This is a genomic window from Kiloniella litopenaei, assembly GCF_000982415.1.
GTDB classification, from domain to species: Bacteria; Pseudomonadota; Alphaproteobacteria; order Kiloniellales; family Kiloniellaceae; genus Kiloniella; species Kiloniella litopenaei.
Map to the genome: position 1 here is coordinate 23,392 of NZ_LANI01000017.1, position 25,390 is coordinate 48,781.

Here is a 25,390-nt window from a genome sequence, read left to right on the forward strand (position 1 = left end):
TAAAATCTCTGTAATTTTATGTCTGGAAGATCAATGGATGTTCCACTTAAATTCAGGAGCTATGTAACCAATAAAAAAATAATTCGATATGGTGTTGTTTTTTTATCTCTGGTTCAGTGTGTTGGGTTTTCCTCGGTTACATTCTCTGATGACGTCACTTTGAAAGAACGTCAGCATTACCAAGCTCAACAATTAAGAGAGGCGTCAGAAGCTCGCGCTCAATCTCATGTGGGTTACGAAAATATTTATCGGGACCCCAGAAACAGGCAGATTGATTATTATGCCTTAACTCAACAGATTAATAATTTATCGAACATTGTCAGGTCGCTTTCCGAAACACAACAGGTCAATAGCTCGCTGAACCTGCCACCATCTACCTTGCCACGTGCTCTTTCGCCCGTTTCTGGTCCTTCTCGTTCTTCAAATAACATTCCTGGCAATAATATTTATGGTCCGGCTGGTCCGTCGGAAAAAGCCGTTCGCCTGTTGCTTGAATATCAGTTGATGATCAATGGCAATGAACGTCTAAAGATTGGTGAAATCCAGGAAGAAGAGAAATTTATTATTGCCGAAGTCGTTACTGTCGAGGGGTCATTAGTAGAACGCTATAAAATTGATAAAACAAACGGTTCTTGGATAGCTGATTGATCTATTAATCCGATTACCAAGACCAATAGCTGTGGAAAGGCAACGTGCAGATGTCGGGTCTCTGGTTTAGTAACTATTCGAAAATTTATATATTTTCGCTTACTTTTGTTTTTCTTTTGTTTTCGTCTCATACTGTTGTTCTTGCTCAATCTTCAACGGATGATGATACCGAAAAGGTTGCCATTCTGACCGAACCGGTACAGGAAATTGCGGGGCCTAAGCGTGTCGTCAGCGTCGGAAAGTTTGATGCTGTCGGATCGTTTGAACAAAAATATGGCGATTGGGACATCGGGGGCGGGTTATCTGCAATGATGACATCTGCGCTTGTTGAATCCGGTCGTTTTATTGTGGTCGAACGTGCCAATGTGCAACAGGTTTTGGCAGAACAACAATTAAAGGGACAAAATGTTACCAGTTCAACGACGGGACCTGAACTTGGGCAAGTCACCGGACTGAATTTCCTGATTTATGGATCTGTAACCGAGTTTGGGGATCAGGACGAGGGTGGTGGCTTTGGCGTCGGGCTGTCTGGTGGCAATGTCGGTAACCTTTTTAGCGGCGCCCTGTCACGCCAATCTGCCTCGGGCAAGGTGGCGATGGATATACGTCTTGTGAACGCAACGACCTCACAGGTTGAAGAGGTATATCGTGTTTCTGAAGCTATTGATAACTCATCTTGGGACCTGTCCCTTGGTTATAAAGGCGTGAGTATGGGAACAAACCAGTTCCTTAAAACGCCATTGGGTGAAGCGACCCGCAAGGCTATTACTCGTGCTGTACAAATGATCGCCGCAAAAAGCAATTCTGTTGCCTGGACTGGACGCGTTGTCGATTTTGACGAAGGGCAGGTGTATATTAATGCTGGTTCCAATTCCGGTATACGTGCGAATGACAAGTTTATGGTTGAGCGTGTTATTAAAAAGCTGACGGACCCGCAAACGGGTGAAGTGTTGATGATCCGTAAAAAAGAACTGGGTCTGGTCACTGTCACGGATGTTACCGCAAAGCTTTCGTTTGGTGGTTTTGTTCCACTGGATATCGATACCCCACAGCGGGGTGATCTTATTGTTATTGTCAGGTAGATCTGAATGATTGCCTTGATAAAGGCAAGTTCTATCCGGGGATACGTTTAGCTAAATATGAAATTCAACACGTGATCAAAGCAAACAATAAGAAACAATAGTAGCGGTTGAATTCACTCCTCCCGGATAGTTTTGGGAGAAACCATATGGTTGGTATTTCATTACTGTTTCAAAACTTCTTTCGTCGCGGCGGCGTAGCTCTTGTAGTATGCTTTGTTTTAACTTTGCCGCTTTCGACGGCTGTATCTCAAAGCACTGAAACGCCAACTTATCAAAACCCGGGCTATACAGTATTCACACCGGGGCAAGTAGCTGTTCCGGGTGGTGGCTATGCAAGGCAGGCGACCCAGGCACGTCAGGCGACCCAGGCTAGACAAGCCGAGGGCTATGTTTCTCCCTATAGTCCAAGCCAACCCTATAGCCCGGTTTTGCCTTATGGTCCCGTAACAGAAAACCCCATACCGTCTTATAATATGCAAAGTTATAGTGCGCCGCTTGCTATGCCAATACAGACCGGTACGCCGGGGATGACATCGGGTGGGACGGCAACAGTAACAACGACAGAGACGACAACAAAAACGACTGGCGGTGTTACCATGAGTTCGACGTCGTCAAACACGACCGTCTATCAAGTTCTGGGAACGCGTACCGAAAGCATCACCAAAGGCTCAACGGTTCCCTATGCTGTGCCTGCTACATCAACCGTTATCCAAAAGAACCCTGTTCTTGAAAGTCCTGCTGTTATTCAAACGGCCCCTCAGGCGCCCAGTGTCGCGACCAAAGTTGAAACGTCAGAGACAACACCAGTATCAACTGTTGCTAAAACAACAACAGAAACTTCTGATCAAATTCCTGCAACAACAGCCGTGGCTAAAGAGGAAGAGACAACTGAAGAAGCCGTCGGTGAAACATCAGAAGAAGGAGCTGAAGAGACCGAAGCGACAGCAGATGCTGAAGCAACAAAGGAGGTCGTTGCTTCTAGTGGTGGGGACGTTTCTCATTATGAGGAGGAAAAAGAACCACCGGGAATGACATTGGAAGAAATTACGGCCATGCGTAAGGCGTCGGAAGAGCGGGCCAAACGTAATCTGGTTCGCGAAGACGTTGCGCCTATAACAAGTATTGATACCATCCGCGAATGGTCTGGCCCCAATCTCAATAGCCTTATTTCACAAGTGGGTGACATGGTTCGCAACGCGGCAAATAACTCTTTGGCAATGATTGGTGAGAATACTTTGGAAATAAAGGTCGATCCCAAAGACATTGAAGATGCCGCGGCGGAAGAGGACAGAAGACAGAAGGAAAAAGAAAAGAAAATTCAGGAAGAGAAAGAGCGGAAAGAAAAACTTAAAGCCAAGCTGGAAGAACAGCAACGGAAACTGAAAGAAGAGTTGGAGCGCCAGAAAAAGGACAAAAAATACAAGGCTCGTCGTGATGCTGAAAAGAAACTGGAAGAAGAACGTAAGGAACTGGAGAAAAAAAACAAAGAACTCAAACGGAAGGCTGAGAAACATAAAAAAGATGGGGAAGATCTGGAGCGCGAAGATAAAAACCTTCGCGAAATAGAGCAGGATATGCGTCGGGATGGTGATCCTAATTGCCGCTCTTCTGCTTGTCAGAATATACGAAAACTACGTGCAGAAAATCAGGCCGAAAAGGCTGCTCATCGTAATGACGGTGCCGCTTTGCAAAGGGAAGCAAAGCAATTCAGAAAAGACGTTAAGGCCCACCAGAAAGCTGTACAGACGGTCGAGGATATGAAAGACCGCAAGTTTGGTATGAACGATGCTGAATTTGAGAAACATAAATCGGATAAAAAAATTAAACAATTGGCTGAACAGGAAGAAAAAATTCGCCGCGCCATGTCTGATCTAAGGCAAAAGGCTGAATGGCAGAAACATACTAAAGGTATTACCGAGAATGAAGCCAGCGAACTACGAAAACAAATGCGTGGTCTGGAAGGTTTATTGGAAAAAAATGAGGCAGCCCAAACTGAGGCCAAAGCAGCTTCTTTTGCGTTAGAGGCAAATGCCTTGGGCCTTGGAGAAGAGTTGGCTAAAGCACAACAGGCTTTCGACAAACATCAAAAAGCTAACGGACATTTAAGCGCGCCCATAGGACCAAATGTCGGCGGGGATATTCCCAAAGAGTTTATGAATTCTTTCTATGAGGCAAAATCAATCAAGGGGATGGATATTGCCGAGTTGGAAAAAGTCAGTACCCAATTTGATTCTGCCCTGCAGCGATTAGAAGCCGCAGATAAAGCCCTGGCATCTGGTGAAATTCCAAAAGGCGGTTCCGCTGATAGCTTGGCTAAATTCGGCCAACTCGCCGATAAACTTGATAAAGTCGAAGAAAATATCAAGCAAGAAAATAACAAAAAAGATAGTCGTTATAGCCAAGAAATAAAAGAGCAACTTCGTAGAAATCAGGCTGTTGGTGATGCGTTGGATGAAGTAAAGAAAGCACAGCAAGCTTTGGTCGAAGCTGGTGATACCGAATACATAGATTTTGATGTAAGCGGTATGCGTTCCGAGGAAGAACTGCGTCAACAGATGAACAAAACCTTCACGGGGCCAAAAGCATTGAGAGACAAAGTTGCTGCTAATCGCGCAAAGCTTTTAAAAGCGACAGCTGCCTACCATGAAGCAAATGAAAGTTTGCAAAATTATAGTGAAGGGATGAGATCAACGGAACTGCGTAAGCAAGCTGATCAAATTCGCAAGGAAATGCGGGGGCTGTTACCGGATGTTGAAGTCGATATCTTTAGCCGTCAAGTTGGTTTGCACAATACGGATCTTGCAAATGGATTGGCAAGAGGTCCTGATGGAAAGGTTGATCGCAAAGCATTTGCCAATAATGTTGCCGCTGTTGCTGATCAACAGATGAAGCTGGCAAAATTGGGGAGTGAGCTGGATAGTGTAAACCGCAAGCTTGCTGATTTTAATGCTAAAGCAGGCCTGACCGCTCAACAGGCGCAGCAAACAGAAGTTTTGGCTTATCAGCGTGATCAAATTCTTTCACAACAAAATCAAGTCGTTGGAAAGCTTGGTGAGTTGGGTGTTCAGGGGAAAATGCAGGATGGTAAATTTACGCCTGAACCGATGACACGCGGCGGGGCGATAACGTGGAATACAGCTCGGGATCAGGTGGTCAAAACCTTCAAGGAGATTGAAGAAAACAGAAGAAAGGTTGCCGAGGCCACGAACCGTAAGGTCAGCTTGGCTGGTCTGCCCTCTAACCCTGAAAAATCTGGCCGGGACACAGTAGATAAATTGCTGTCGAAAGATCAAAAATCATTGAGCTCCATAGCCGGAAGTATAGGTGGTATTGCGGGGGCGGCACTTGCTGATGCTTTGCAAAGTGAGGGTAACACATCTACCGCTGCGAACCTGAACAATGATGCTGAAAGTCTTGTCGCTGGGTTGGAAAATTCTGAAAGACCACAGAAAAGTCAGGAAGTTATCAGGCTGGAAAATGCGATAGCTGGACTTGACGATAACATAGAAGCCGTCGAAGGCAGTATGTTGGCGGCAAGAGGGCATAAACTTCCTGGATTAGAGACGGGGCTCAATGCACAGCGCGAGGCGCTTTTTAGCACTCGTGCCGTATTGGAAGTTAAACTGGACCGGGAAAAAGAGAAACTAAAACAGGAAATACTCCGTGTTCAAACCAGAACAAAGAAAGGGTCAAAAGAAACGGAAGAACTCAAGCAGGCGCTTACCAGTTTGGACCTGAATATTGCGTCTCTTGAAACTGTTGAGAAGGAACTTATCAAAAGTGGGCAGCAGGATCTGTCTCAAGGATATACGGCGCAAAGACAGGCTTTGGAAGTCAGCCGTCGTCAGGTTGCCAAAGCTTTGGAACGGCAACAGGCCGTCGATAAAGAAAAAATAAGATACAATCCCAATGGTCTTAATACAATTGATCGGCTTTTGGGGCGAAGTGATCCTCTGCCGATTAATCAAAATCCTCAACCCGTATCCCCTCTGCCCGCTTCAACACCAGCTGTCGCACTGGAAAATGAGAAAACCAAAGAACTATCTTCCACACTGGAATCATTGAATAAGTCTATTGAAGCGGTTGAAGAGACTATGACCGCCACAGAGGGCAGTAATGTTCCGGGTCTCATAAAATCACTTGAAGATCAAAGAGAAGCGATGTTTGCCGGGCGGGATGCTCTGGAAAAGCAATTATCAGCGGAAAAGGCCCGCTTGAAGAAGCAGGCAGAACAACTCAAAAATCAATCACCGACAGAGAACCAAGAGATCGCTCTTAGCAAAGCCAGACCTGAAAACCTGGTAACAAATCTTGATGAAAATATCAAAGCTTTTGATGCCGCAGCCAAACATTACAGAGAAATCGGTCAGACAAGTCTTGCACAGGTTTTTGACGTTCAAAAAACGGCGTTGGAAAACGAAAAACAACGTTTGAAAGCTACGAAAGCACGTTACACAGTCGGTGAAAACAACACGCCCGAGCGTTCTGAACTTGAGGCTGTTAAATCGCTGGTTTTCTGGTTGAACAAAGATGTTTTGCCAGCGTTCTCAAAAGAAGATCCTGCCTTGAAAATATTACCGTCTGTTATTGCAGAAATGACCCATAAATTTGGGGCAGAGGTTACTGAGCAGATACTGGACGAGGCTTTGGATGAATTGGTTGACAACAATCTCAAGCCGGATGGTGCAGTGCTGATCGATGCATTGTTTAAACGCATTAACCGGGAAGTTGTTTCACAATCAAAAGACAGTGCTGTGAATGAATTACCACGCCTTAATTTTCTGTCCAAGATACTTTCTTCTCGGAAAAAAGGCACAAATAAGGATGAGACTGCTTATCTGCAAGCGTCCTATGACAGGCTGCGTGAGAAATTGATAAAAGCGCGTTATGAAGGATTAAATAAGCCGAATGCGACACCTTTGTCGTTGGTAAAAGATTTGTCTGTTCTGGTTCAATTAGCCAGTTTTCCGGGGACAGATCCCAAAGAACTACCCCCGTTAATTGCACAGTTGGAACGTCAGTTAACCCGATTGAGCAAAAGCCTGAAAGGAATAGAGAAAGAAGACCTCAATTCTGTTCTTTCCGAACTGAACACGAACACCAGAAAGCTGTTATACAAGATTAGAGAAACTGTGCCAAAGGGGCGAGAACAAACAAAATTAACCACGGCTCTCACCAAACAGCTTGTTAATATAAATGATTTACGAGCGATTGTTTACGGGCAACAGTTCTCCGCTGAACAATCAAAATCCCAGACACAAATTCGCAAGGAATATGCTGCGTCAAGGCTGGAACAAATTCGTAATCTTGTGAATTCAGGAAAGCTTGCTGAAGCGCTGGATGTCCTCAAAAATCTGGAGAGTGAAGACGCTAAGATCAATCAGAGCAAGGCGCTTGCTTTAATTGACTTGGTCACACAGATAGAGCGCCGTTACGGTTTTCTCAATGAAAGCGTGAAGGAAAAACTGGGCAAGCTGGCTGACCTGCGCAAGTCGCGAGAAAAAGCATTGCAGGAATTTGTTGAGCAAAACAAAGATCCGAAAATTATGGCCGGTATTTCGCTTCATTGGGCCGACAGGTTACTCCGCGAGGGAAACCTTGCCAAAGCAACATCTGTTCTATCCAAAGCGTTAGAGAAAACACCACTGGACCCATCGCTATTGGCCCTTCAGGCAAGAGTTACACTGGCGAAGAAAGGTACTGAGGTAACAGAAGAAGATTTTAAATCGGTTCTTGGCAATATACCTGTATCAATCGGTGCTGAAGTTGGCAGTATCATGTTGAATGGCTATGTGGAGCAGGGGGATCACGTCAGAGCTAAAACGCTTATTTCTATTCTCAGGCAGGCAGAGGATTTTGAGGAAGCCACAAAAAAGCGTCTTTTGGTGCAGCTTGATTTTGCCGAAATTTCAGTTTTGGCAAGTGGCCTGGGAAGCGGTCAGGACGATGGCGACCTGAAACAGAAAATACAGGCTTTTCAAAAACGTCTTATGGCGACCGAAGGACTTGGGGAGAGGTATAAAAAAGCCCTGATGTCTTCGAGTAATCGTTTGATACAGGAAATCGACAAAGCCATTGCCTGGCAGGAAAGTCTTGATAAAGACACCACATATGCCAGTGAGCTGGGGAATATAGCCCGTAATGCTATTCGTTCCGGACGTTATGACATCGCTGAAACGGCACTTAAAAAGCAAATAGCAAAGTTATTGAATGAACATGGTCCTCAAGAAATAGGACAGGGGTTTCGTCAAATCACACGCCTTTTGGATAGCGTTCGTATGCGATCCCAGGACCCGCAGCTAACTGAAGGGCAGCGAAAAGTTTTTGCAGAATTTCTTGCGAAAACAGGTGAACCCGTTAACCAGAAACTCAATGAATATTTCAAAGAAAGGATGGCGACAGCATCCAAACTGGCCCGCGTAAAAGAAAAGAAGGCGTCACACCTGCGGAGCCTCAGTCAGATCAACCTGGAAATCCGGACTCTCGCTCAACTTAAAATCAGGCTGGATCTGTTATCTGTACCGCCTGAAGAGCGCGTCAAGAAAATGGCGGAACTGGTTTCTGGCGCAACAACAAATATAGATAAAAAAGAAGCGCAAATTCTTAAGGCCTTTGACGGCTTGGGGAATGTTCTCAGAGATAACGAAACCACCAAAATTAACCTGCAAGAACAGATCACCCAGTTAAACAGTTTACGGGCCCTTCGGGATGGAATGCAGGACTATTATATTGAGAATGCAGGGAACTTCACGCCACCTGACTATCAAATGTACGGGATGAACTATGGATCTTTCCTGCCTAAAAATCATCGTGAATGGCAGATAACAACAATACACCGTACCCTTGCAGGTGTTTACGCGAATGGTAAATCAGCCGAAAAAATCTGGGAAGAGCGCAAGCATCTCTCTAACTTTACCGTCGGGCGTGGCTTGCGGGAAAAGACGCTGGCCAATCATAAAAATACCCCGCGTGATCGGGAATATAATGCAAATGAAAAGAAATATCTTAATCATTGGCTCGTGATGGCAATGGATGATGCCAAGCTTAAATATCTTGATCAACGCCGTGCTGACCTTATTAACGAAGACCCGGATCGGAGCAGGTCAGAACGAGGACAGCTTTACGAAAATTTGATCAAGGCTGAAGCTAAATACCTCAAGGCTTTGGTCGGCACATCCAATCCGCTTTTGGAAATGTTCGAAGAATTGGGGCAAACCGGGCGCTTAATGAAAGGGGCCGCACAAGAGCTGGAAGGCAGAGTTGTCTTAAATCAACAGCGTTTACTTGTCGAAGAATATCAGGCCGCTTTGATTGATGAAGATGCTCAACGCCTGTTCCGGGCTATGATCCCTTTGCGAGAAGCTTCCCTGGCCGGAGAACTCGATAGCTTTGTGAGCTATCTGCATATCGAATGGTACGAAGCTGGACCTGCAAGGGCTGCAAATCTTCTTGGGGGGATGAAAGATACTCAGGCCGAACTGGAAGAAGTCATTTCGGAAAGCCAGAAGCTTAATACTGCACTGATACGCGCAGGGCATAACCTTCCAAACCAGTTAAGTGAACAGGATAAAGAGGTTCTCAGAACCCATGGTTTCCTGAAGGATGGTGTTTATACTATTCCCAAACAAATTGTGCTGGATCCTACTAAAGTTGGCAGTGAATTTGTCAAGAAAACAACAACGGGAACCGCTGCGACAATAGACCGTTTTTTGAATGCAAAGCAGGCGGGTGAGCTTTTTGCTACAATAGCGGTACCAGGTGGGATTGCCGGAAAATTTGGTCGCTGGGCAACCGCCGAGGTCCTTGCAGCAGGGGCTGTGCGTTCGCTAGGAGGAAAAGCGCTTGCCTATGGGACGGGGTTGGCCTTGGAAGCGGGGGCATTTACATTCCTCAATCGCACAGCGCAGGTTGCTTTGGACCCGGCTCTTTTGATGAAAGATGGCTATTGGTCTAGTGAAACTCTTCTTAAAGAGTATGCGCATAACCTTTTGATTATAGGGGCATTAAAAGGTTTCGGCGCTGGATCAGAAGGCGTTGCCAAAGTAGCCCAGCATATAGGCCGGAAACAGCTGGCTGCTATTCTCAAGCAGACGGCAATTTTTGGTGAAGCCGCTGTACTGACTGCCTTGAACGGCTTGTTGGAAGGTAATCAGATTAGTCAGGATGATTATCTGGGAAATCTTTTGACGATTGTCCTTCTAAAAGGGACTGGGAAAGCCCTTGAAGGGAAAAATAAATCTCCGCTACAGCGTTTGAATGAGGCCAGAATTAACCAATGGCTAGAGACAATTGGCAAGCCACCTGTCGCGGGAACAGGACCAACGACAAAAGTCAGCCAGCTTCGCGAAGCGCAAATCCGTCATATTGAATATGTTGACTGGCTTCTTTTTGTCGACAAGCCCACAAAAATTCTGATGGAGCGCTATAACGGAAACTGGGATGCTGCGAGAAAAGATTATCAGAATGGCAATTTGTCCGCACATGATATGCGAAAGCTGGTTAATCTTCGCCGTCAGATCGTTGATAATCTTGCCAATGAAATTGTTCAGGAAATTGGCGGTGAAGTTCAAGCCTTTGGCTCTGAAAACCTCACCAGTGATTATGATATCAGCTTTGTCGGCCCCAAGGCTGCGCTGGGCGTCATTCTGTTTAATGCCCGTTTTGCCAATCGCTGGAAACTAGCCAGCGAGATTGGTGGACGTGAAACCGGCTTGGTCCTTGATACCAACGCCTATACTGAAACAATCCAAAGCCTGATAGAGGCCGGAAAAGGCGATGTGCTTTTCCAGGATGCCTTTGCTCATCTCTCGGCGCGCAAGGCACTGCCAAAAGAAGCATGGGATGCACATAAAAAATGGATACTTGAAAATACCTCTGAAAGTAAAAAGGCCGAAGTTGCTGAATCTCTAAGATTGACAGAAAAATATAATACTGAATACCGTGACGCTATTGAGGCGCAGAAAGAGCTCTTGAGAAATGACCGGGAAAATCCGGTTCAGGAAGTTGATCTGCAAATCACCGCAGAAAACAGATTATATGAAAGTGCTCTTAAAGATATTCTGGAATTGAGAACGGCTTTTGAAAAAGCGTCGGGGGCAGAAAAAGAAAGCCTGCGGCAGAAATTGCGGAATGCGCAATCAAAGGCGCTCTATTTTGCACAAGAAGCCTATTATACCCAGGCAGCCATTGAGCATGTGGTTTTCACCATACAGGCTGCAAAACGGTCTATTACAGCAGAAAGCTTGCTTGCAGATACAGCACCTGAATTAAAAATCAAATTAACACCAGAGCAAGGACGGCAATCTTATTTCGAGCAGATTGCTCATATGTTGCATGAAATTACCCATTCCGGGGACCCGTCCAAACTTGCTTCGAAAGGTGCAAAGTACTTTGTCAGGGCTTTGGATGCCGCTCAGATTGCCGGGTTAAAACTGGGGTCACTGGAAAGGATCGTCAGAGAAACGGTCGAGTTGAATGATAACCGTGCAGATATCGACAAGGTCAAGGAGATCTTGGCACAAGAGGCGATTGATGCGCGGGCAAAAGAACTCAAACGGGAACTGACCGATGCAGAAAAAGAAGCAATTTATAACGAGGCCGGGCAACGTTACTTATCTGATATTCAACAAGCTGCGAATATTTTGACCGCTGCTCTTTATAACCAAACTTCCGGGTTGCGGGAAGTTGCCTCTAACAATCCTAAAGGTGAGCGAGGGGAATTGGAATTTGCCAATGATAATGTTGATCCAGATAAAGCGACAGCCCCTCAAACCAATAAGCCTGTAAAGGTCGAAAAGGCCGCTGCTGTGGATGTTCCTGCTGCCGAGGTGCCAAGGGCACCCGGTAATGAGCCAATCAGCAGTGAGAGTATTAAGTTCGATGTTTCCCGTCCTGATATGACTGCAAAGGCGCAAACCGAATTTAATTTCACTGACCCCAGTGGGGCTGAACACTTCTTGCCACTGGGTAAACATCTTGGAAGCGGTTCGACCAGTCACGTATATCAACATGCAGGAAATAAAGCCCGCGTGGTTCGTGTAACCGTCGCGGAAAAGTGGGATGCCAGAGTTCTTGATGAATTTGGTCGATTTGCTTTGGAAAAACTGGTTGATACGCGGTTTATCCGGATTGTCGAACGCTTTGCCCGATTTGATGTGACCAAGACAAGTACGGAATATTTTGAAGTGCGGGACACCCAGTCCGTGGAAATCAATGAACGAATGGAACGGGGCACGGCAGAACAGATAATGAGAGAGCAGGGTGGGGAGATGACAAAAGGGCAGTCCCTTGCCCTCGACCAAGCTCTCAGAGAGCTCAATCGCCGTGGCCTTGCTTGGTTGGATGTGAAGCCTGATAACTATTCCTTTGAGAAGCTAAAAGGAACTGATCGCTGGCGCGTTGTTGTGCTGGATCCAGGGGGCATTGTCGCCATGCATGGTAGAACGGCACGGCAACGGTATGATAATGCCCGTAATGTACAACGGTTGATTAATCGCCCAACCGCAGAACAGCTTGAAGTCTGGCAAGATTTCCCGGGCGCACGTGAAATGGTTCTAAATGAAATTCGCCAGTTAGTGCGTGAAAATCACCGTGCGAATTTTAATTTTGGGGCTATGAAGATGAGAGCCGATGCAAAGGTTGCCTTTAATCCCGGCGGTATTATGGAGCTGGCAGAAGTACGACGCCTGTTTGATCTGACGCCGGAAGCCTCAAACGATAACTATCTGCAACATTACAAAACACCGCCTGTCGCTAAGGTGAAGTCTCAACCATGACGGCCAGACTTGAAGCCATGACAGGGTGAGTTCCCGTGATGAATAATATGTACGTCAATGTTACCCATGTTTAAGTATGTGTTTTTTAGGGGCGGGTTTGCGATAATAACCAATCGCGGAAGGCTAGAACTTTTTTTGTATTGGCTTTTGCGCTAGGTGAAATGAGATAATAAGCACTTTCAGGCTTTGCGATATGAGGATGGGCAAGAGTTAATCTTTGATCAGCCAGTTCGCGTTCTATGAGGATAACGGGCAAGATTGCGATACCGTGCCCAGAAATTGTTGCTTCTATAATCATTTCGAACTGTGAAAAATATAGCGTGTTTCGGGGATTGGGCTTTTTAACGTCAGAACTTTGGCACCAAATATCCCAGCTCTGTGGTCGTGTTGTATGTTGAAGTAATCGATACGATGAAAGAGTCTTTTCACTGATTGCTTGATTATCTAACAGTTTGGGGCTGATAACAGCTGCGAGCTCTTCTGACATTAGATAATCGTGTCGGCATCCCGGCCAGGGTGGATCGCCCTGAACAATACCAATGTCGATCATATTATGGTCGAACTGTTTGTTATCAAGATAAGTAATGGTGTTTGTATTGATATTTGGAAATTCAGTAGAAAAATTCATTAAATGCTTGAGTAACCATCTCGAACCTAGCGTAGGATAAGTTCCAATATTTATACCGCCACTCATGGCCTGAAATTCCGGCATTCTGATCGTCGCAATTTCCAGTGTTTCTAAAAGCGGTTGAATTTGTAGCAGATAATGTTGACCTGCGTCGGTCAGCTTTACACGTTGTCGTATGCGTTCAAATAACTTTTGTTCCAGAAGCTCTTCTAACAGGTTGATTTGTCGACTTACTGCACTTTGGGTCAAGTTAATGTCCTGAGCAGCTTGTGTGAAGTTTTGGTATCGGGCGGCCGCTTCAAAACATATAAGTGCCATGGTCGAAGGAATGGTTCTACGCATTGTTTAAAGTGATTTCCCAAACGGATGGATATTCTACCTTTCATGAATATGTCGACTATATATTAATCAGTTTTTTGCATCAACTTATGAGAAAAAGGCGTTGTGCACTCCTTTGCATATCGTGCGAGTTTATCAGTTAATTGAACCCATGGGATGTTGATCATGAATATCGAATTACAAAATGCGAAAGATACGTTGGTAAATGATCCTGATGTACTACAAATGAAAACCTGGATGGCTGAAGATCGGATTACTGACTCTGTTGCAAACTTCGTTTCCGGGCCAGGTATAGAAAAGTTGTCCCTCTGCTTTGATATCAAGAAACTACGGACCGCTTTGGATGAGGTGCTAAAAATTACCTCATTTGAAGGGGACATGCAGGATCAGGGCTTTGCCGCTATTCCTCTCAATCGTCGTCCGGGTGAAACGGTATCGACTGCAAATGATTTATCCGGACGTTATTGGCTTCGGGCGGATGATCGTTATGTGGAAGAACCTCGTGAAGACCTTGTGGATGAAAGGGCTTTTTCTGAATTCAACCCGCAGTTCAAGGGAACTTATTTTGAGACCGTTCACCGGGAACTAATGCGTCGTTTTCCCATCGGTCGGATGCGCATTCTTTCCAAAGGCTTGTATAATTGTAATTCGTGGCACCGCGACCCGGAACCAAGATTACATATCCCTTTGGTTACAAACCCGGGTGCACTTTTTATCGTTAATCATCACGTTACGCACTTACCTGCTGATGGATCTGTATATTTTACAGATACGCGTGGGTATCATACAGCGTTAAATGGCGGGGAACATCACCGGGTTCATCTGGTCGCTGCCTTGGCTTATTGAGGTTGAGACGATATTCTTTGATTGAAAAATTAGAATAAAAAGAGGGTGTTTTTGGTCCTCTTTTTATTATGGGACAAGCTATATCTTTTCCTAAATTAGGATATAAAACGATCCCAAAAACCATCTGGCTGCATTTCAGATTTCGGTAACAAGATATTGAAACGTTTCCGTAAATCGTTGTCTAACTCATCTGTGAAGATTTTTGGCCAATGATTGCCCAGAAGCTCTTTTGCTTGAACGATTGCTGTTTGCCGCAGGTCAAACTCCCCAGATGCTTCCCAATCGTCTCTTGTTGCTCTGTCCATCAATTGGGGGTACAGATATTCGGTGTTCATTAAATTTAGTGTCTGTTCATGCCCAAGGAAGTGATTGGGGCCATCTGTACAAACATCATGTATAACGTCCACTGAGAGAGTTTGGTCATTTACCTCTATGCCACGGACCATACGCATAATGGCACCGTTAATATCGTTGTCGATAACATACTGTTCATAGGCAACAGTCAAAAGGCTCTCAAGAAAACCAGCCGAGTGATGGATGTAGTTGGAACCTGCCAGTGCGGCGGCGAGGCCTGTCAGGCTTTTTTCTGCACCGGCCTGTGCATCGGGAATTTTTGAATCAGAAATACCGGATGAATTATAAATGGGAATACGCAGATGTTGCGATATCTGGGCGCAGGCGGCATTTAGGAGTGAGAATTCACCTGATCCACCGGTAAAGGCACCGGTACGCAAATCCGCTTGCGCTGGAACACATCCCATAATTAAGGGGAAGCCCGGTTTGATCAGGTTGACATAGACAATACCAGAAAGCTGTTCTGCGAGCAGTTGAACCAATGTTCCTGCTAGCGCTGCCGGGGATGTGGCACCTGCCTGAGGTGCTGAAGATATGACCACAGGGATATCATGTTCGATTGCTTGATCAAGAACTTCTACCGTTTCCATTGCATAGCGCAGGGGGCTAACGGTCCAGCAAGCCGTGAAAGAAATGATCGGGCGTTTGTTAAATGCCTCAGCACTCCCCGAAATCATGTTGGCCATTGTTCGCAAATCTTTGACTCGCTCGGGAAGGTATGAATTTGCCATGACATGTTTGTTGGTCGCCGCTAGACAGGCGTAAAACTGGTTTACATCAATATCTTCATTTTCGAGATCGCGACAAACCACAGGGCGCATATAAAAATGGATATTATCAAGCTTATCCACGAGGCGCCCGATGTGATAATTATCGCTGGTAATGGTCTCTCGAACGTTGCCGTTGAGGTCCAGCATCTTAACGGCCTGACCACCTGTCCCCATATATACACGCGCACTGCCCAGGTTCAGATCATGTTCGGGTGTTCTTCCCGCCAATAAAACTTCGTGGGCCATAGTATTCATGGCTTTTTCCACAAGCTCTGGCGGAATAAATACGCGGTTGATATCGCGATCAACCCGACATCCCGCTTTGCGGAACGTCTCGCGACAAGGGCTTTCCATAACCTCAATGCCTGTGCGTTCCAGAACGATCAGAGCTGCTTCAAAAATACGGTCAACTTCTTGATCAAGAAGGGGCTTGTATCGACCTCCCATTGCTCCGGCTGGCGCAACGGATGATTTGCTTTCTGACGTTTTCTGATTTTCACGGTTACGACGTCCGGGTCTTCTTGCCACCTTGCTCTCCTGCACATCTCAATGGATCAGCATTAGTGCTGATTTATCTTGAGCCTATGTGAAGTGGTGACGGTAAAAATGTCTGAGACGACGTGTATTTGTCTTGTAGCGTCAGAGTTTGGAGAGTTGCTTTTCTATAAAGTATCGATGATTTTTGCGTCAGTACGTTCGTATTCCGGCATTCTTTCTTCGCTTGGGGAACGACCAAACTGTTTTCGATAACTACGTGAAAAATGTGAAAAGGAAATAAACCCACAGGCGATAGCTATTTCTGAAACAGGCATGGCCGTCTGCCTTAGGAAATAGCTCGCACGTTCCAGCCGGAGTTGCAGGTAGAATGAGGATGGGGAACTTTGTAAATACTTGCCAAAAAGCCTTTCCAGCTGGCGAACGGATACATTGGCAGTATCCGCAAGTTCCTGGCGGGACATAGGCTCCTCAAGGTTGTCCTCCATAAGGCGTATAACGTCGAGCAGCTTGGGATTATGGATACCATAGCGTTCCACCCAGTCGTTTCTCTGTGGCTCTTCGGGGGATCTGCCGGTTCCATGCAGAAATTGATCAGCTACAGCGGTCTTTGCGCTGTTCCCGAATTTGCTTGTAATCCAGGATAGAGCAAGATCAAACGCAGCAGTACCACCTGCACAGCTAAAATGCCTTTCACTGACTTCATAGAGACGATTGGTAACTTCTATCGTGGGGAAAAGTTCACGAAAACTATCCTGATTTTCCCAATGCAGGGTACATTTTGTTCCTTCCAGTAATCCAGCCTTTGCCAGAAAATAGGTGCCTGTTGATATGGCCCCCATTATTCGACCTTTACGGGCTTCCTGTCTCAACCATCCGAGGGTTGCATCATTGGCATGATGACTGACGTCAATACCTGTACACACGCAAATCGCATCGCAGCTTTTGAGTTGATCCATCGGGTAGTGGACATTGAGCGACGCCCCGTTACTAGCCAGAACTGGCCGACCATCTTGTGAAAGAAATACCCACTTGAAATATTCATGCCCAACAAGCCTGTTTAGGGCACGTAACGGTTCGACCAAGCTGGAAAAACACATCATGGAAAAATCAGGAACAAGGAGAAACGCAATTGTCATTTCCTGTTCTTCATCTTCTTCAAACCGAATTTGATTGTGATACTCTGTCATTCGTGGCCTATAGAATGCGTTCTTTGGTCTTGATCTATTGTTTAGTTATTCAGCAATATCATACTGCAATAATATAATAGTGACGTAATAAAACACGACAGCAAAGAAAAACCGGCTTTCTTCTATATATATTTTGATAGGCCGCTTGGGATCATATCTTAGTCGCTTTAAGGCATTTGCGCATAATCAGTTCCATAAGAATGTATAAGGTTGTGATGTAATAAGGCTGGTAGATGACGCATAAAATTATCCTTGCTGTGGCGCAGTTAATTGCGGGGCCGACTTCACCTCAGGATGGTGTTGCGCGGCATATAGAGTTTATTAAGCAAGCGAGAGAGCTTGGTGCGGATATCCTTGTTTTTCCTGAACTATCACTTACGGGGTATTCTTTTTCGCGGCCAATTCCGGATGTTGCGCTTCGAATTAGCGATAATTTTATTTCTCAAATTACAGACAGTGCTGTTGGTATAACAGTTACTTTCGGTTTTGTTGAAGAAGGGGATGGTGCGCTTTTTTATAATTCTGCAATGACGGTTCGGGACGGGAAGGTTCTGAATATTCATCGAAAGATTAATCTCGCAACCTATGGATTATTGGAAGAGGGGAAGCACTTCACCGTTGGGGAAGAAGTAAACAGCTTTATGCCTCTCGATCAAAAAGACCCGTGGTGCGCAGGTACATTAATTTGTGCAGATCACTGGAATCCTTTGCTTCTAAGTCTTTCTGCTTTGCGTGGGTCGAATATTCTTATCGCGCCGATTGCTTCAGCTTCAGAGGCAGTCGGTGGAGATTTTTCTAACCCCAAAGGTTGGAAACAAAATCTTGGAAATACAGCACTTACCTTTGGCAGTTATATCCTGATGAGTAACTGGATCGGACCCCAGAATGACATAAGTTTTTGGGGAGGAAGTTCAATTGTCTCTCCCCAAGGTATTGTTATTTCTCAAGCCGAAGAGGGAGAGTGTTTAATTTTTGCCGAAGCGGATTATGCGCAGGTGAAAAAAGCACGATATCTTCTACCAACCTTGCGAGACCTCAATCCACATCACTTTGTTCGTGAATTCAATCGCATCTGTAAACAGTAAGACATTAGGGGGAAGTTTTATGTCTTCTCAAGACGCAATTTTTTCCTTTATCCATGACACACAGTTTGACGATTTGCCTTCTGATGTCGTTAAGATGGCCGAACGGTGCTGTCTAGATCTATTGGGCGTTGCTGTGGCTGGCAGGCAAACAGAGCTCTCTGAGATCATTACCGAACATGCGGTTTCTCTTTTTGGGGCAGGTAAAGAGACTGCAACTATTCCTTTTACAGGGCAAATAGCAAGCCCGGCGGGAAGCGCACTTGCGATGGGAATGACGATTGATGCTTTTGATGCGCACGATGGTCATCGCTTAACAAAAGGACATGCGGGAGCAGCTGTCTTACCTGCTTTGTTGGCCTTTGTTTACAGTCTGTCAGATGCACAAGGGATGATAAGCGGCACAGAGTTTATCACGACTTTGGTCATTGGGTATGAAACCAGCTTGCGAGCGGGGATAGCGTTACATGCTACGGCTTGCGATTATCATACATCAGGTGCCTGGAATGCTATTGGCGCAGCTGCTATAGGCGCGCGTCTGCTTAAATTGAATAGCGAACAAACCCGGCATGCCTTGGGAATTGCGGAATATCATGGCCCCAGAAGTCAGATGATGCGCTGTATAGATCATCCGACGATGCTCAAGGATGGATCTGGATGGGGCGCAATGGCCGGGGTAAGCGCAGCATATCTTGCCAAATCAGGTTTTACCGGCGCCCCGGCAATAACCCTCGAAGATGAAGATGTTATTCCTTATTGGGATGATCTTTATGAAAGATGGGAGATTTTGGCGCAATATTTCAAACCATATCCTGTTTGCCGTTGGGCACAACCAGCTATACAGGCTGTATCCGATTTGATGGAACAACAGTCACTTAATCATCAAGAAATAATTGAGATTGAAATCCGGACATTTCATGAAGGTGTCTGTCTTGGGGGGCATGCGCCGAAAACAACAGAAGAAGCGCAGTATGCAATTGCATTTCCGGTTGCTGCGTTAATTGTGCGCGGTACTTTAGGCGCTAATGAGATATCGTCACATTCCTTGTGTGATCCCTTAATTTTGGCATTAAGCCAGAAGATTATCCTAAAGGAGAGAGATGAATATAACGCAAAGTTTCCCGGGGAGCGTTGGGCCGATGTTGCAATAACACTCAATAACGGTGAGGTTTTGAAAACGCCTGCAACTTGCCCTAACGGCGATCCAGAAAACCCGTTAACGGATGATCACATGTTACGAAAATTTCATAACTTGTGCCAAGGGGCGATACATAAAGCGACAATAGAGGGAATTGTAAAATCTGTTGGTGGTTTAACAAGTGATCCTAATGCGATGGCAGAATTGTTGGGTCTATTGAAACACCCCGTTATAGAAAATGAACACCTTTATAAATAGATAGCAACAATAGAGAGAGCCCCGTAATGAGCCCTCTCTATTGTGTCCGTTAGCTCCAGGGGAAGGGGCTGTTGCTTACCGGGTGCAATTTTCCTTTTGCGTAACGATCAAAGCGAAAAGGTTCCAGAAGCGCTGATTTCTCTCCCAAAACTTCTTGAGCGATCAGGGCGCCAACGCCGATCATCTTATAGCCGTGGTTTGAGTCTGCAATAATCGTCACGTTCTCTCTGAAGTGGTCAAAGACGGGGAAACTATCCGGTGTAAAACAGCCAAGGCCGCCAGAAGGCTCATTCCTGTATTTAACTATTTGTCCTTCGAAACGTTTCTGGCAAAAGGCGAGGGCTGATGTCCACATGTGTGCGAAGTGATCGTTAACAATGAATTCTGGTGACTTTGGCCCATAAGGGTCAATGTTCACATCGTCAGCGGCTTTATCTATCTTGTAAGGCATCGCACCGCCTTGCACGCCGTTGAAATGAAAATCGGGTTTATAGTAAATTCCCCACATTTCATCGGTAATCAGAGAACCGTCAACGTCGGAATAGAGGGGTTCATCCGTATCTACATGAATAACGGGGGGCATATTGCCGTTGTTATCCATTAAGAAGCCTGGTTCAACACCAAGAACACCTTCCTCCAGTGCCCAGTATCGCCACATAGGTATATCAGTATGAACTTTACCGTCGCGACCTTTAATATCGACGGACTTAGGAAGATCAAGCATATCCCAGATGGTTTTTATCCAGGGGCCAACACCGACAATGACCTGATCACATTCGATGTTACCCTTGTCAGTTTCAACGGCTGTGACAGCGGAAGATCCATTTGCAAAGCTAAAACCCCTGACCTCAACACCTGATAAAATACGCACGCCGTTATCTTCGGCTTTTTGGGCCAGCCCGTAGATCGCTTTGGTATTGTTTGCGTATCCTCCACGTTTTTCATGAAGGATATTTGTGATCCCTTTTGCTTGCCAATCATTGAAGATATTTTTCATATAAGACATGCACTTATCGCTACCTTCTATGAAATCAGATGAATAGCCTATCTCGGCTTGTTGGCGATGGATATTCGCACAATCCTCATGCATCGATTCTGGGCTTATTTGTAAATAGCCAACGGGGTTATAGTTGAAAGCTTCCTGATCGCTTTCCCAGACATCAACAGAATGTGCCATTAATTCACGCATGGCTGGTTGGAAATAGTTATTTCTGACAACACCACATGCGATCCCACTGGCACCGGATGCGATACCTTCTTTATCGATGACAAGGATATCTTGCCCGGAACCTTGTCCTTTAGCTTTTAGCTTTTCTGCCAGATGCCATGCTGTTGACAGGCCATGAATGCCAGCCCCGATAATAATGTATTTTGTTTTCGTTGGAAAAGCCATTGATCCCAGACCTTTGTTAGAGAGAACATTTATATAAAATTTTCTCTCAGTTTAAGTGGAACAGGTAATGAGAAAACAACATATGAGACATTTTTGAGCATAAATTGGTATGCGCAACTTGGGGGAAGATCTAGAGTATTCGATATTCCCGCGGAGACATTCTCCATATTCGCTGGAAATGTTTTGCCAAGTGAGATGATGATGCAAATCCACATGCAACAGCGATCTCACCAATTGCCAGATTGGTTTGACGCAAAAGATAAGCTGCGCGCCTTACTCGAAGGCCCATATAAAACTTGCTTGGGCTCTCACCAACATATTGCTGGAAAATACGATCCATTTGCCGGGCCGTAATGCCAACAAGTTTTGCAAGGTCTGGCAAGGATAAAGGTGTTTCAAGATTTTGTTCCATATGTTCAATTATACCACTGAGCCGTGGGCTTGAAGCTGCGAACTTGAATGAAGGATTAAGTCGCTGTGGACTTACCTGGGGCCTGATATCGCTATGTACAAAATTTTCGGCAATTTCCAGGCTTAAATGTCGGCCATAGTCGCGTTCAACGAGTTGAAGGAATAAATCAAAAGCTGCATTTCCGCCTGCGCAGGAAAAGCGATCTCTATCAATCTCGTAAATTTGGCGGGTTATATGCAAGTCCGGATTTTGTTCCACATAACCATCATAACACTGCCAGTGAATTGTTGATTTATATCCGTTAAACAGCCCGGCACGGGCCGCAAGGTAAGAGCCATCGGATATGGCCCCGGATAATCTGGCGCGTCTGGCGTGTTCGCGAACAAAAGAAAGGGTTTTGTTATCCTTAAGACTGTCAGACCCATCCCCGCCGCAAATCACCAGATGTGTTATATCTGTTATTGGGCTATCAAGTGTTTCGGTTGGCAAGGCCAGACCGCCTGATGATGGATATAACCCGCCATCAGCAGAGACTAATTGCCATGAATATATTTCCGATCTGGATAACCTGTTGGCAGCACGCAGAACCTCTACGGCCGAACTGAGGGCGAGCAGGGAATAGTTTGGAAGTAACAGGAATACAAACACCCCTCTGTCAGGCATTTTTCTGCCATCGCTTGTCTGCCTTTCATTCGTCTCCAAGGCATTAGGCTGCCGTATGGTCATTTTCCTTTTTATCAAAACTGATGACGGGCTCCATGCGCTCGAGAATATCATTGGCGAGATGACATTTTATTTGATGCCCGCCACTCAGGTTTTTGATTTCGGGGACTTCTTTAGCGCAAAGATCTCCGGGAACTTCTGAAACATGCGGGCACCGAGTGTGGAACGGGCAACCAGACGGCGGGCTCATGGCCGAAGGAATATCGCCATCAAGAACAATGTGTTTTTTCTCGACCGATGTGTCCGCGATTGGGATCGCCGATAGCAGGGCCTCTGTGTAAGGATGATAGGGGGGCGCAAAGATCTGGTCTGTTGTTCCTTGTTCGACAATATGGCCCAAATACATAACGATCACACGGTCTGCGATGTATCTTACGACAGAAAGGTCGTGCGAAATAAACAACATCGTTGTCTTGGCTTCGCGTTGTATGTCCATCAGAAGTTCTGTAACCGCGGCCTGTACAGAAACATCCAGTGCGGAAACAGGTTCATCAGCAACAACAATTTTAGGATGCCCGGCAAAACAACGGGCGACACCGATACGCTGTTTTTGACCACCAGAAAGTTGTCGAGGCATACGTGATGCAAAAGCTCTTGGAAGTTTAACCAGATCAAGTAGTTCAAGCATTCGGCTCTCACGTTCTTTCTGGTTCGCTCCAATATTAAACTTTTCAAGGGTTCGGATAATTTGTGATCCGACTGAATGACTTGGGTTGAGGGTATCGAACGGGTTTTGGAATACCATTTGAAGAGAGGCAATGGTTTCAGGTGTGCGATTATCCACTTCAACGGCTTCTATATTCAGGCCATCCATAGTGACCGTACCGTCTGTAGCGGTTTCCAGACCGAGAAGAACCTTGGCAAGAGTTGATTTACCGCAACCTGATTCACCCACAATTGCAGTTGTCTCTGACTCTCTGGCCGTAAAGGACAAGGCTTCATTTGCTTTCACTGTGCGGGTATCTGACCCGCCAAATATGGCGTTCGCAGCGACATGATAGTGTTTTTTCAGGTTTTCAACCTTGAGAACTTCACGACCGGGTTGAATGGCTTCATGCTGTTGTAAGTTTTCCGGTAACGCCGTCCAGTCAATTTCCTGAAAACGCAAGCAACGGCTTGTATGTCCTTCTTCATTTGCAACAGGCATCATACTAATATGGCCTGCATTACAAACTTCTTCGACATAGTGATGACAGCGTGGTCCGAAATTACAACCGCGCGGACGTTGGTTCGGTAATGGTAATTGTCCGGGAATAGCCACAAGAGGGTGGGTATTTTTATCTGCACCGGGCAAGGGAATTGATCGGAAAAGTCCCTGGGTATAGGGGTGCTGCATACGATCAAAGACGTCGTCTACGGTGCCGCTTTCGACGGCCTCACCTGAATACATAATTGTGATGCGATCACAGGTCTCCAAAATCAGTCCAAGATTATGAGAAATAAAGAGGATGGAGGTCCCAAACCGTTTTCCCAGATCTTTGACCAAATCAATGATACCAGCTTCTACGGTGACATCCAAAGCTGTCGTAGGTTCATCAAGAAGAAGTAACTTTGGCTTTGAAAGCAAAGCCATGGCAATGACGATGCGTTGCTGTTGTCCACCAGATAATTGATGCGGGTAAGAGCGCATCATGCGTTCCGGATCGGGGAGTTTAACAGCTTCTAGCATTTCCAAGGAACGTGCGTAGGCAGCATCCTTGGAAACTTTTTCATGAATAATCGGAACTTCCATAAGCTGTTTTCCGATTTTCATGGCGGGGTTCAAGCTGGCCATTGGTTCTTGATAAACCATCGAGATCTTTGATCCGCGAATGTCTTGTAATTCGGCCTCGGACATTTCCCCCATGTCCTTGCCCATGAACTTAATTGTCCCCTCGGTAATCTTTCCGATATTGGATAGATCCCGCATGATGCCCAGGGCGACAGTGGATTTTCCACAACCAGATTCACCGACCAGTCCCATGGCTTCGCCGGGCATTACTTTGCAAGAGAAATCCATAACAGCCGGAATTTCACCTGTGCGGACAAAGAAGGATATAGAAAGATTGTTAATTTCAAGAATTGGTGTGTCTTCGGTCATTGTCATTTGCCTTAATCCTTCCTCTAGTCTTTCAGGGACTCTTCACGGAGTGAATCAGCCAATAGGTTCAAGCCAAGAACAAATGACATCAGAGCCGCAGCAGGAAAGAGTGCGGGGTGTACATACAGGCGAAGCAGGCGCGAGCCTTCTTTGATCGCGGTCCCCCAATCGGGACTTTCAGGCGCCATACCCAATCCGAAATAGCCTAACGTGCCCAGAAGAATAGTTGTATAACCAATACGTAGGCAGGCATCGACAATCAAAGGACCCCGCGCATTAGGGAGAATTTCCCAAAGCATGATGTACCACGGCGTTTCGCCTCTTGTTTGAGCTGCTGCGATATAGTCACGGGTTTTGATATCCATAACCAGACCACGTACAATTCTGAATACTGCGGGACTGGTGGCAAAAACGACGGCGACAAAAATATTCAGCTCGTTCGGATCAATGGAAATGATGCCAAGCGGGTCAGCATCGAACACAAGTCCGGCATAGATCCAACCGCCCAGGATCAAGGTAATTGCCAGTTGTATCCATAGGACTTCGGTTCGTTTTTTGTACCGTGAGTAGAACAGGGCCACAAAAAAGACGATGGGAAAAAGAAAGAACAACCCTGCCATCGCGTAAGGAATTGGTGTCTCTGTAATTCCCGGTGTAACCAAAAGATAGAAGAGCAATATAACCGGGAAGGCGAGAACCAAGTTGGCAAGGAATGAAAGAACCGTATCAGTCTTTCCGCCGTAATATCCCGCAGGTAGCCCGAGGGATATTCCAACCATCAGAGCAAAAATTGTTGCGGCAGGGGCAATAATCAGAACAATCTGGCTGCCATAAACAACACGACTGAATACATCTCGTGCAAGCTTGTCCCCGCCAAACAGAAAGGCTTCACCACTTCCCGGTTCTATTGCACCGGGGAGTTTGTTTTTCATAACAACGATTTGATCAAGCGGATCAAAGGGAGCAATGATATCTGCAAAAATCGCCGTGAAAATCCAAAATGCGACAATGAGAACGCCGACGATACCAACGCCACTGTCAAATAACCTGCCGTATAGACCGAGTTGATTTTGAAAGGCAAAACTTGCGGCGACCAATATGATAAGCGCAAGCCATGTTGGCCATAACTGGATAAGTGTTGTCGTAATAATATCGAATGTTGATAAGAATTCCATGT

Annotated in this window: 13 protein-coding genes; 6 read left to right on the plus strand and 7 right to left on the minus strand. The window is 45.8% G+C overall.

Going from position 1 to position 25,390, the window contains the following annotated elements:
- The first annotated feature begins 33 nt into the window (after positions 1–33).
- The 3 genes from WH95_RS11135 to WH95_RS11145 all read left to right on the plus strand — a co-directional run bounded on the left by WH95_RS11135 (position 34) and on the right by WH95_RS11145 (position 12,505).
- On the plus strand, positions 34–648 hold the full coding sequence (locus tag WH95_RS11135; RefSeq protein ID WP_046507015.1) for a hypothetical protein: 615 nt from the start codon (positions 34–36) through the stop codon (positions 646–648).
- 50 nt (positions 649–698) lie between these two features.
- On the plus strand, positions 699–1,730 hold the full coding sequence (locus tag WH95_RS11140; RefSeq protein WP_046507017.1) for a CsgG/HfaB family protein: 1,032 nt from the start codon (positions 699–701) through the stop codon (positions 1,728–1,730).
- 146 nt (positions 1,731–1,876) lie between these two features.
- Positions 1,877–12,505 carry a hypothetical protein gene (locus WH95_RS11145; protein WP_046507020.1) on the plus strand — a complete coding sequence of 3,543 codons (10,629 nt, stop codon included), beginning with the start codon at positions 1,877–1,879 and terminating at the stop codon, positions 12,503–12,505.
- Positions 12,506–12,590: 85 nt separating this feature from the next.
- Here the strand turns inward: WH95_RS11145 and WH95_RS11150 are convergent, their stop codons facing one another.
- The gene (locus WH95_RS11150; protein WP_046507021.1) at positions 12,591–13,475 is read right to left on the minus strand and encodes a LysR substrate-binding domain-containing protein; all 885 of its coding nucleotides are present in this window, start codon (positions 13,473–13,475) and stop codon (positions 12,591–12,593) included.
- A gap of 162 nt (positions 13,476–13,637) precedes the next feature.
- Between WH95_RS11150 and WH95_RS11155 the strand changes: the two genes are divergently transcribed.
- The gene (locus WH95_RS11155; RefSeq protein WP_046507023.1) at positions 13,638–14,318 is read left to right on the plus strand and encodes a cupin domain-containing protein; all 681 of its coding nucleotides are present in this window, start codon (positions 13,638–13,640) and stop codon (positions 14,316–14,318) included.
- A 95-nt stretch (positions 14,319–14,413) separates the two neighbouring features.
- Here the strand turns inward: WH95_RS11155 and WH95_RS11160 are convergent, their stop codons facing one another.
- Together WH95_RS11160 and WH95_RS11165 are read right to left on the minus strand one after the other, a co-directional pair.
- Positions 14,414–15,970, minus strand: a complete 1,557-nt coding sequence (locus tag WH95_RS11160) for a trimethylamine methyltransferase family protein (protein WP_052741960.1) — start codon at positions 15,968–15,970, stop codon at positions 14,414–14,416.
- 134 nt (positions 15,971–16,104) lie between these two features.
- Entirely contained in the window at positions 16,105–17,127 is a 1,023-nt protein-coding gene (locus tag WH95_RS11165) for a GlxA family transcriptional regulator (protein WP_052741961.1), read from the minus strand.
- A gap of 233 nt (positions 17,128–17,360) precedes the next feature.
- Here WH95_RS11165 and WH95_RS11170 point away from each other — a divergent pair, with 233 nt between their 5' ends.
- Positions 17,361–18,212 (plus strand): nitrilase-related carbon-nitrogen hydrolase, encoded by an 852-nt coding sequence (locus tag WH95_RS11170; protein WP_046507029.1) that lies wholly within the window; start codon positions 17,361–17,363, stop codon positions 18,210–18,212.
- Between the two features lie 19 nt (positions 18,213–18,231).
- Positions 18,232–19,605 carry an MmgE/PrpD family protein gene (locus tag WH95_RS11175; protein ID WP_046507032.1) on the plus strand — a complete coding sequence of 458 codons (1,374 nt, stop codon included), beginning with the start codon at positions 18,232–18,234 and terminating at the stop codon, positions 19,603–19,605.
- 49 nt (positions 19,606–19,654) lie between these two features.
- Here the strand turns inward: WH95_RS11175 and WH95_RS11180 are convergent, their stop codons facing one another.
- From WH95_RS11180 to WH95_RS11195, 4 genes are all read right to left on the minus strand, one after another.
- The gene (locus tag WH95_RS11180; protein WP_046507035.1) at positions 19,655–20,998 is read right to left on the minus strand and encodes an NAD(P)/FAD-dependent oxidoreductase; all 1,344 of its coding nucleotides are present in this window, start codon (positions 20,996–20,998) and stop codon (positions 19,655–19,657) included.
- Positions 20,999–21,128: 130 nt separating this feature from the next.
- Positions 21,129–22,073 (minus strand): GlxA family transcriptional regulator, encoded by a 945-nt coding sequence (locus WH95_RS11185; RefSeq protein WP_162199388.1) that lies wholly within the window; start codon positions 22,071–22,073, stop codon positions 21,129–21,131.
- 43 nt (positions 22,074–22,116) lie between these two features.
- A complete protein-coding gene (locus tag WH95_RS11190; protein ID WP_046507038.1) occupies positions 22,117–24,219 on the minus strand; it encodes a dipeptide ABC transporter ATP-binding protein in 2,103 nt (700 codons plus the stop codon).
- Between the two features lie 17 nt (positions 24,220–24,236).
- Positions 24,237–25,388: an ABC transporter permease gene (locus WH95_RS11195; RefSeq protein ID WP_046507041.1), complete on the minus strand. Its 1,152-nt coding sequence runs from the start codon at positions 25,386–25,388 to the stop codon at positions 24,237–24,239.
- Positions 25,389–25,390: the final 2 nt, after the last annotated feature.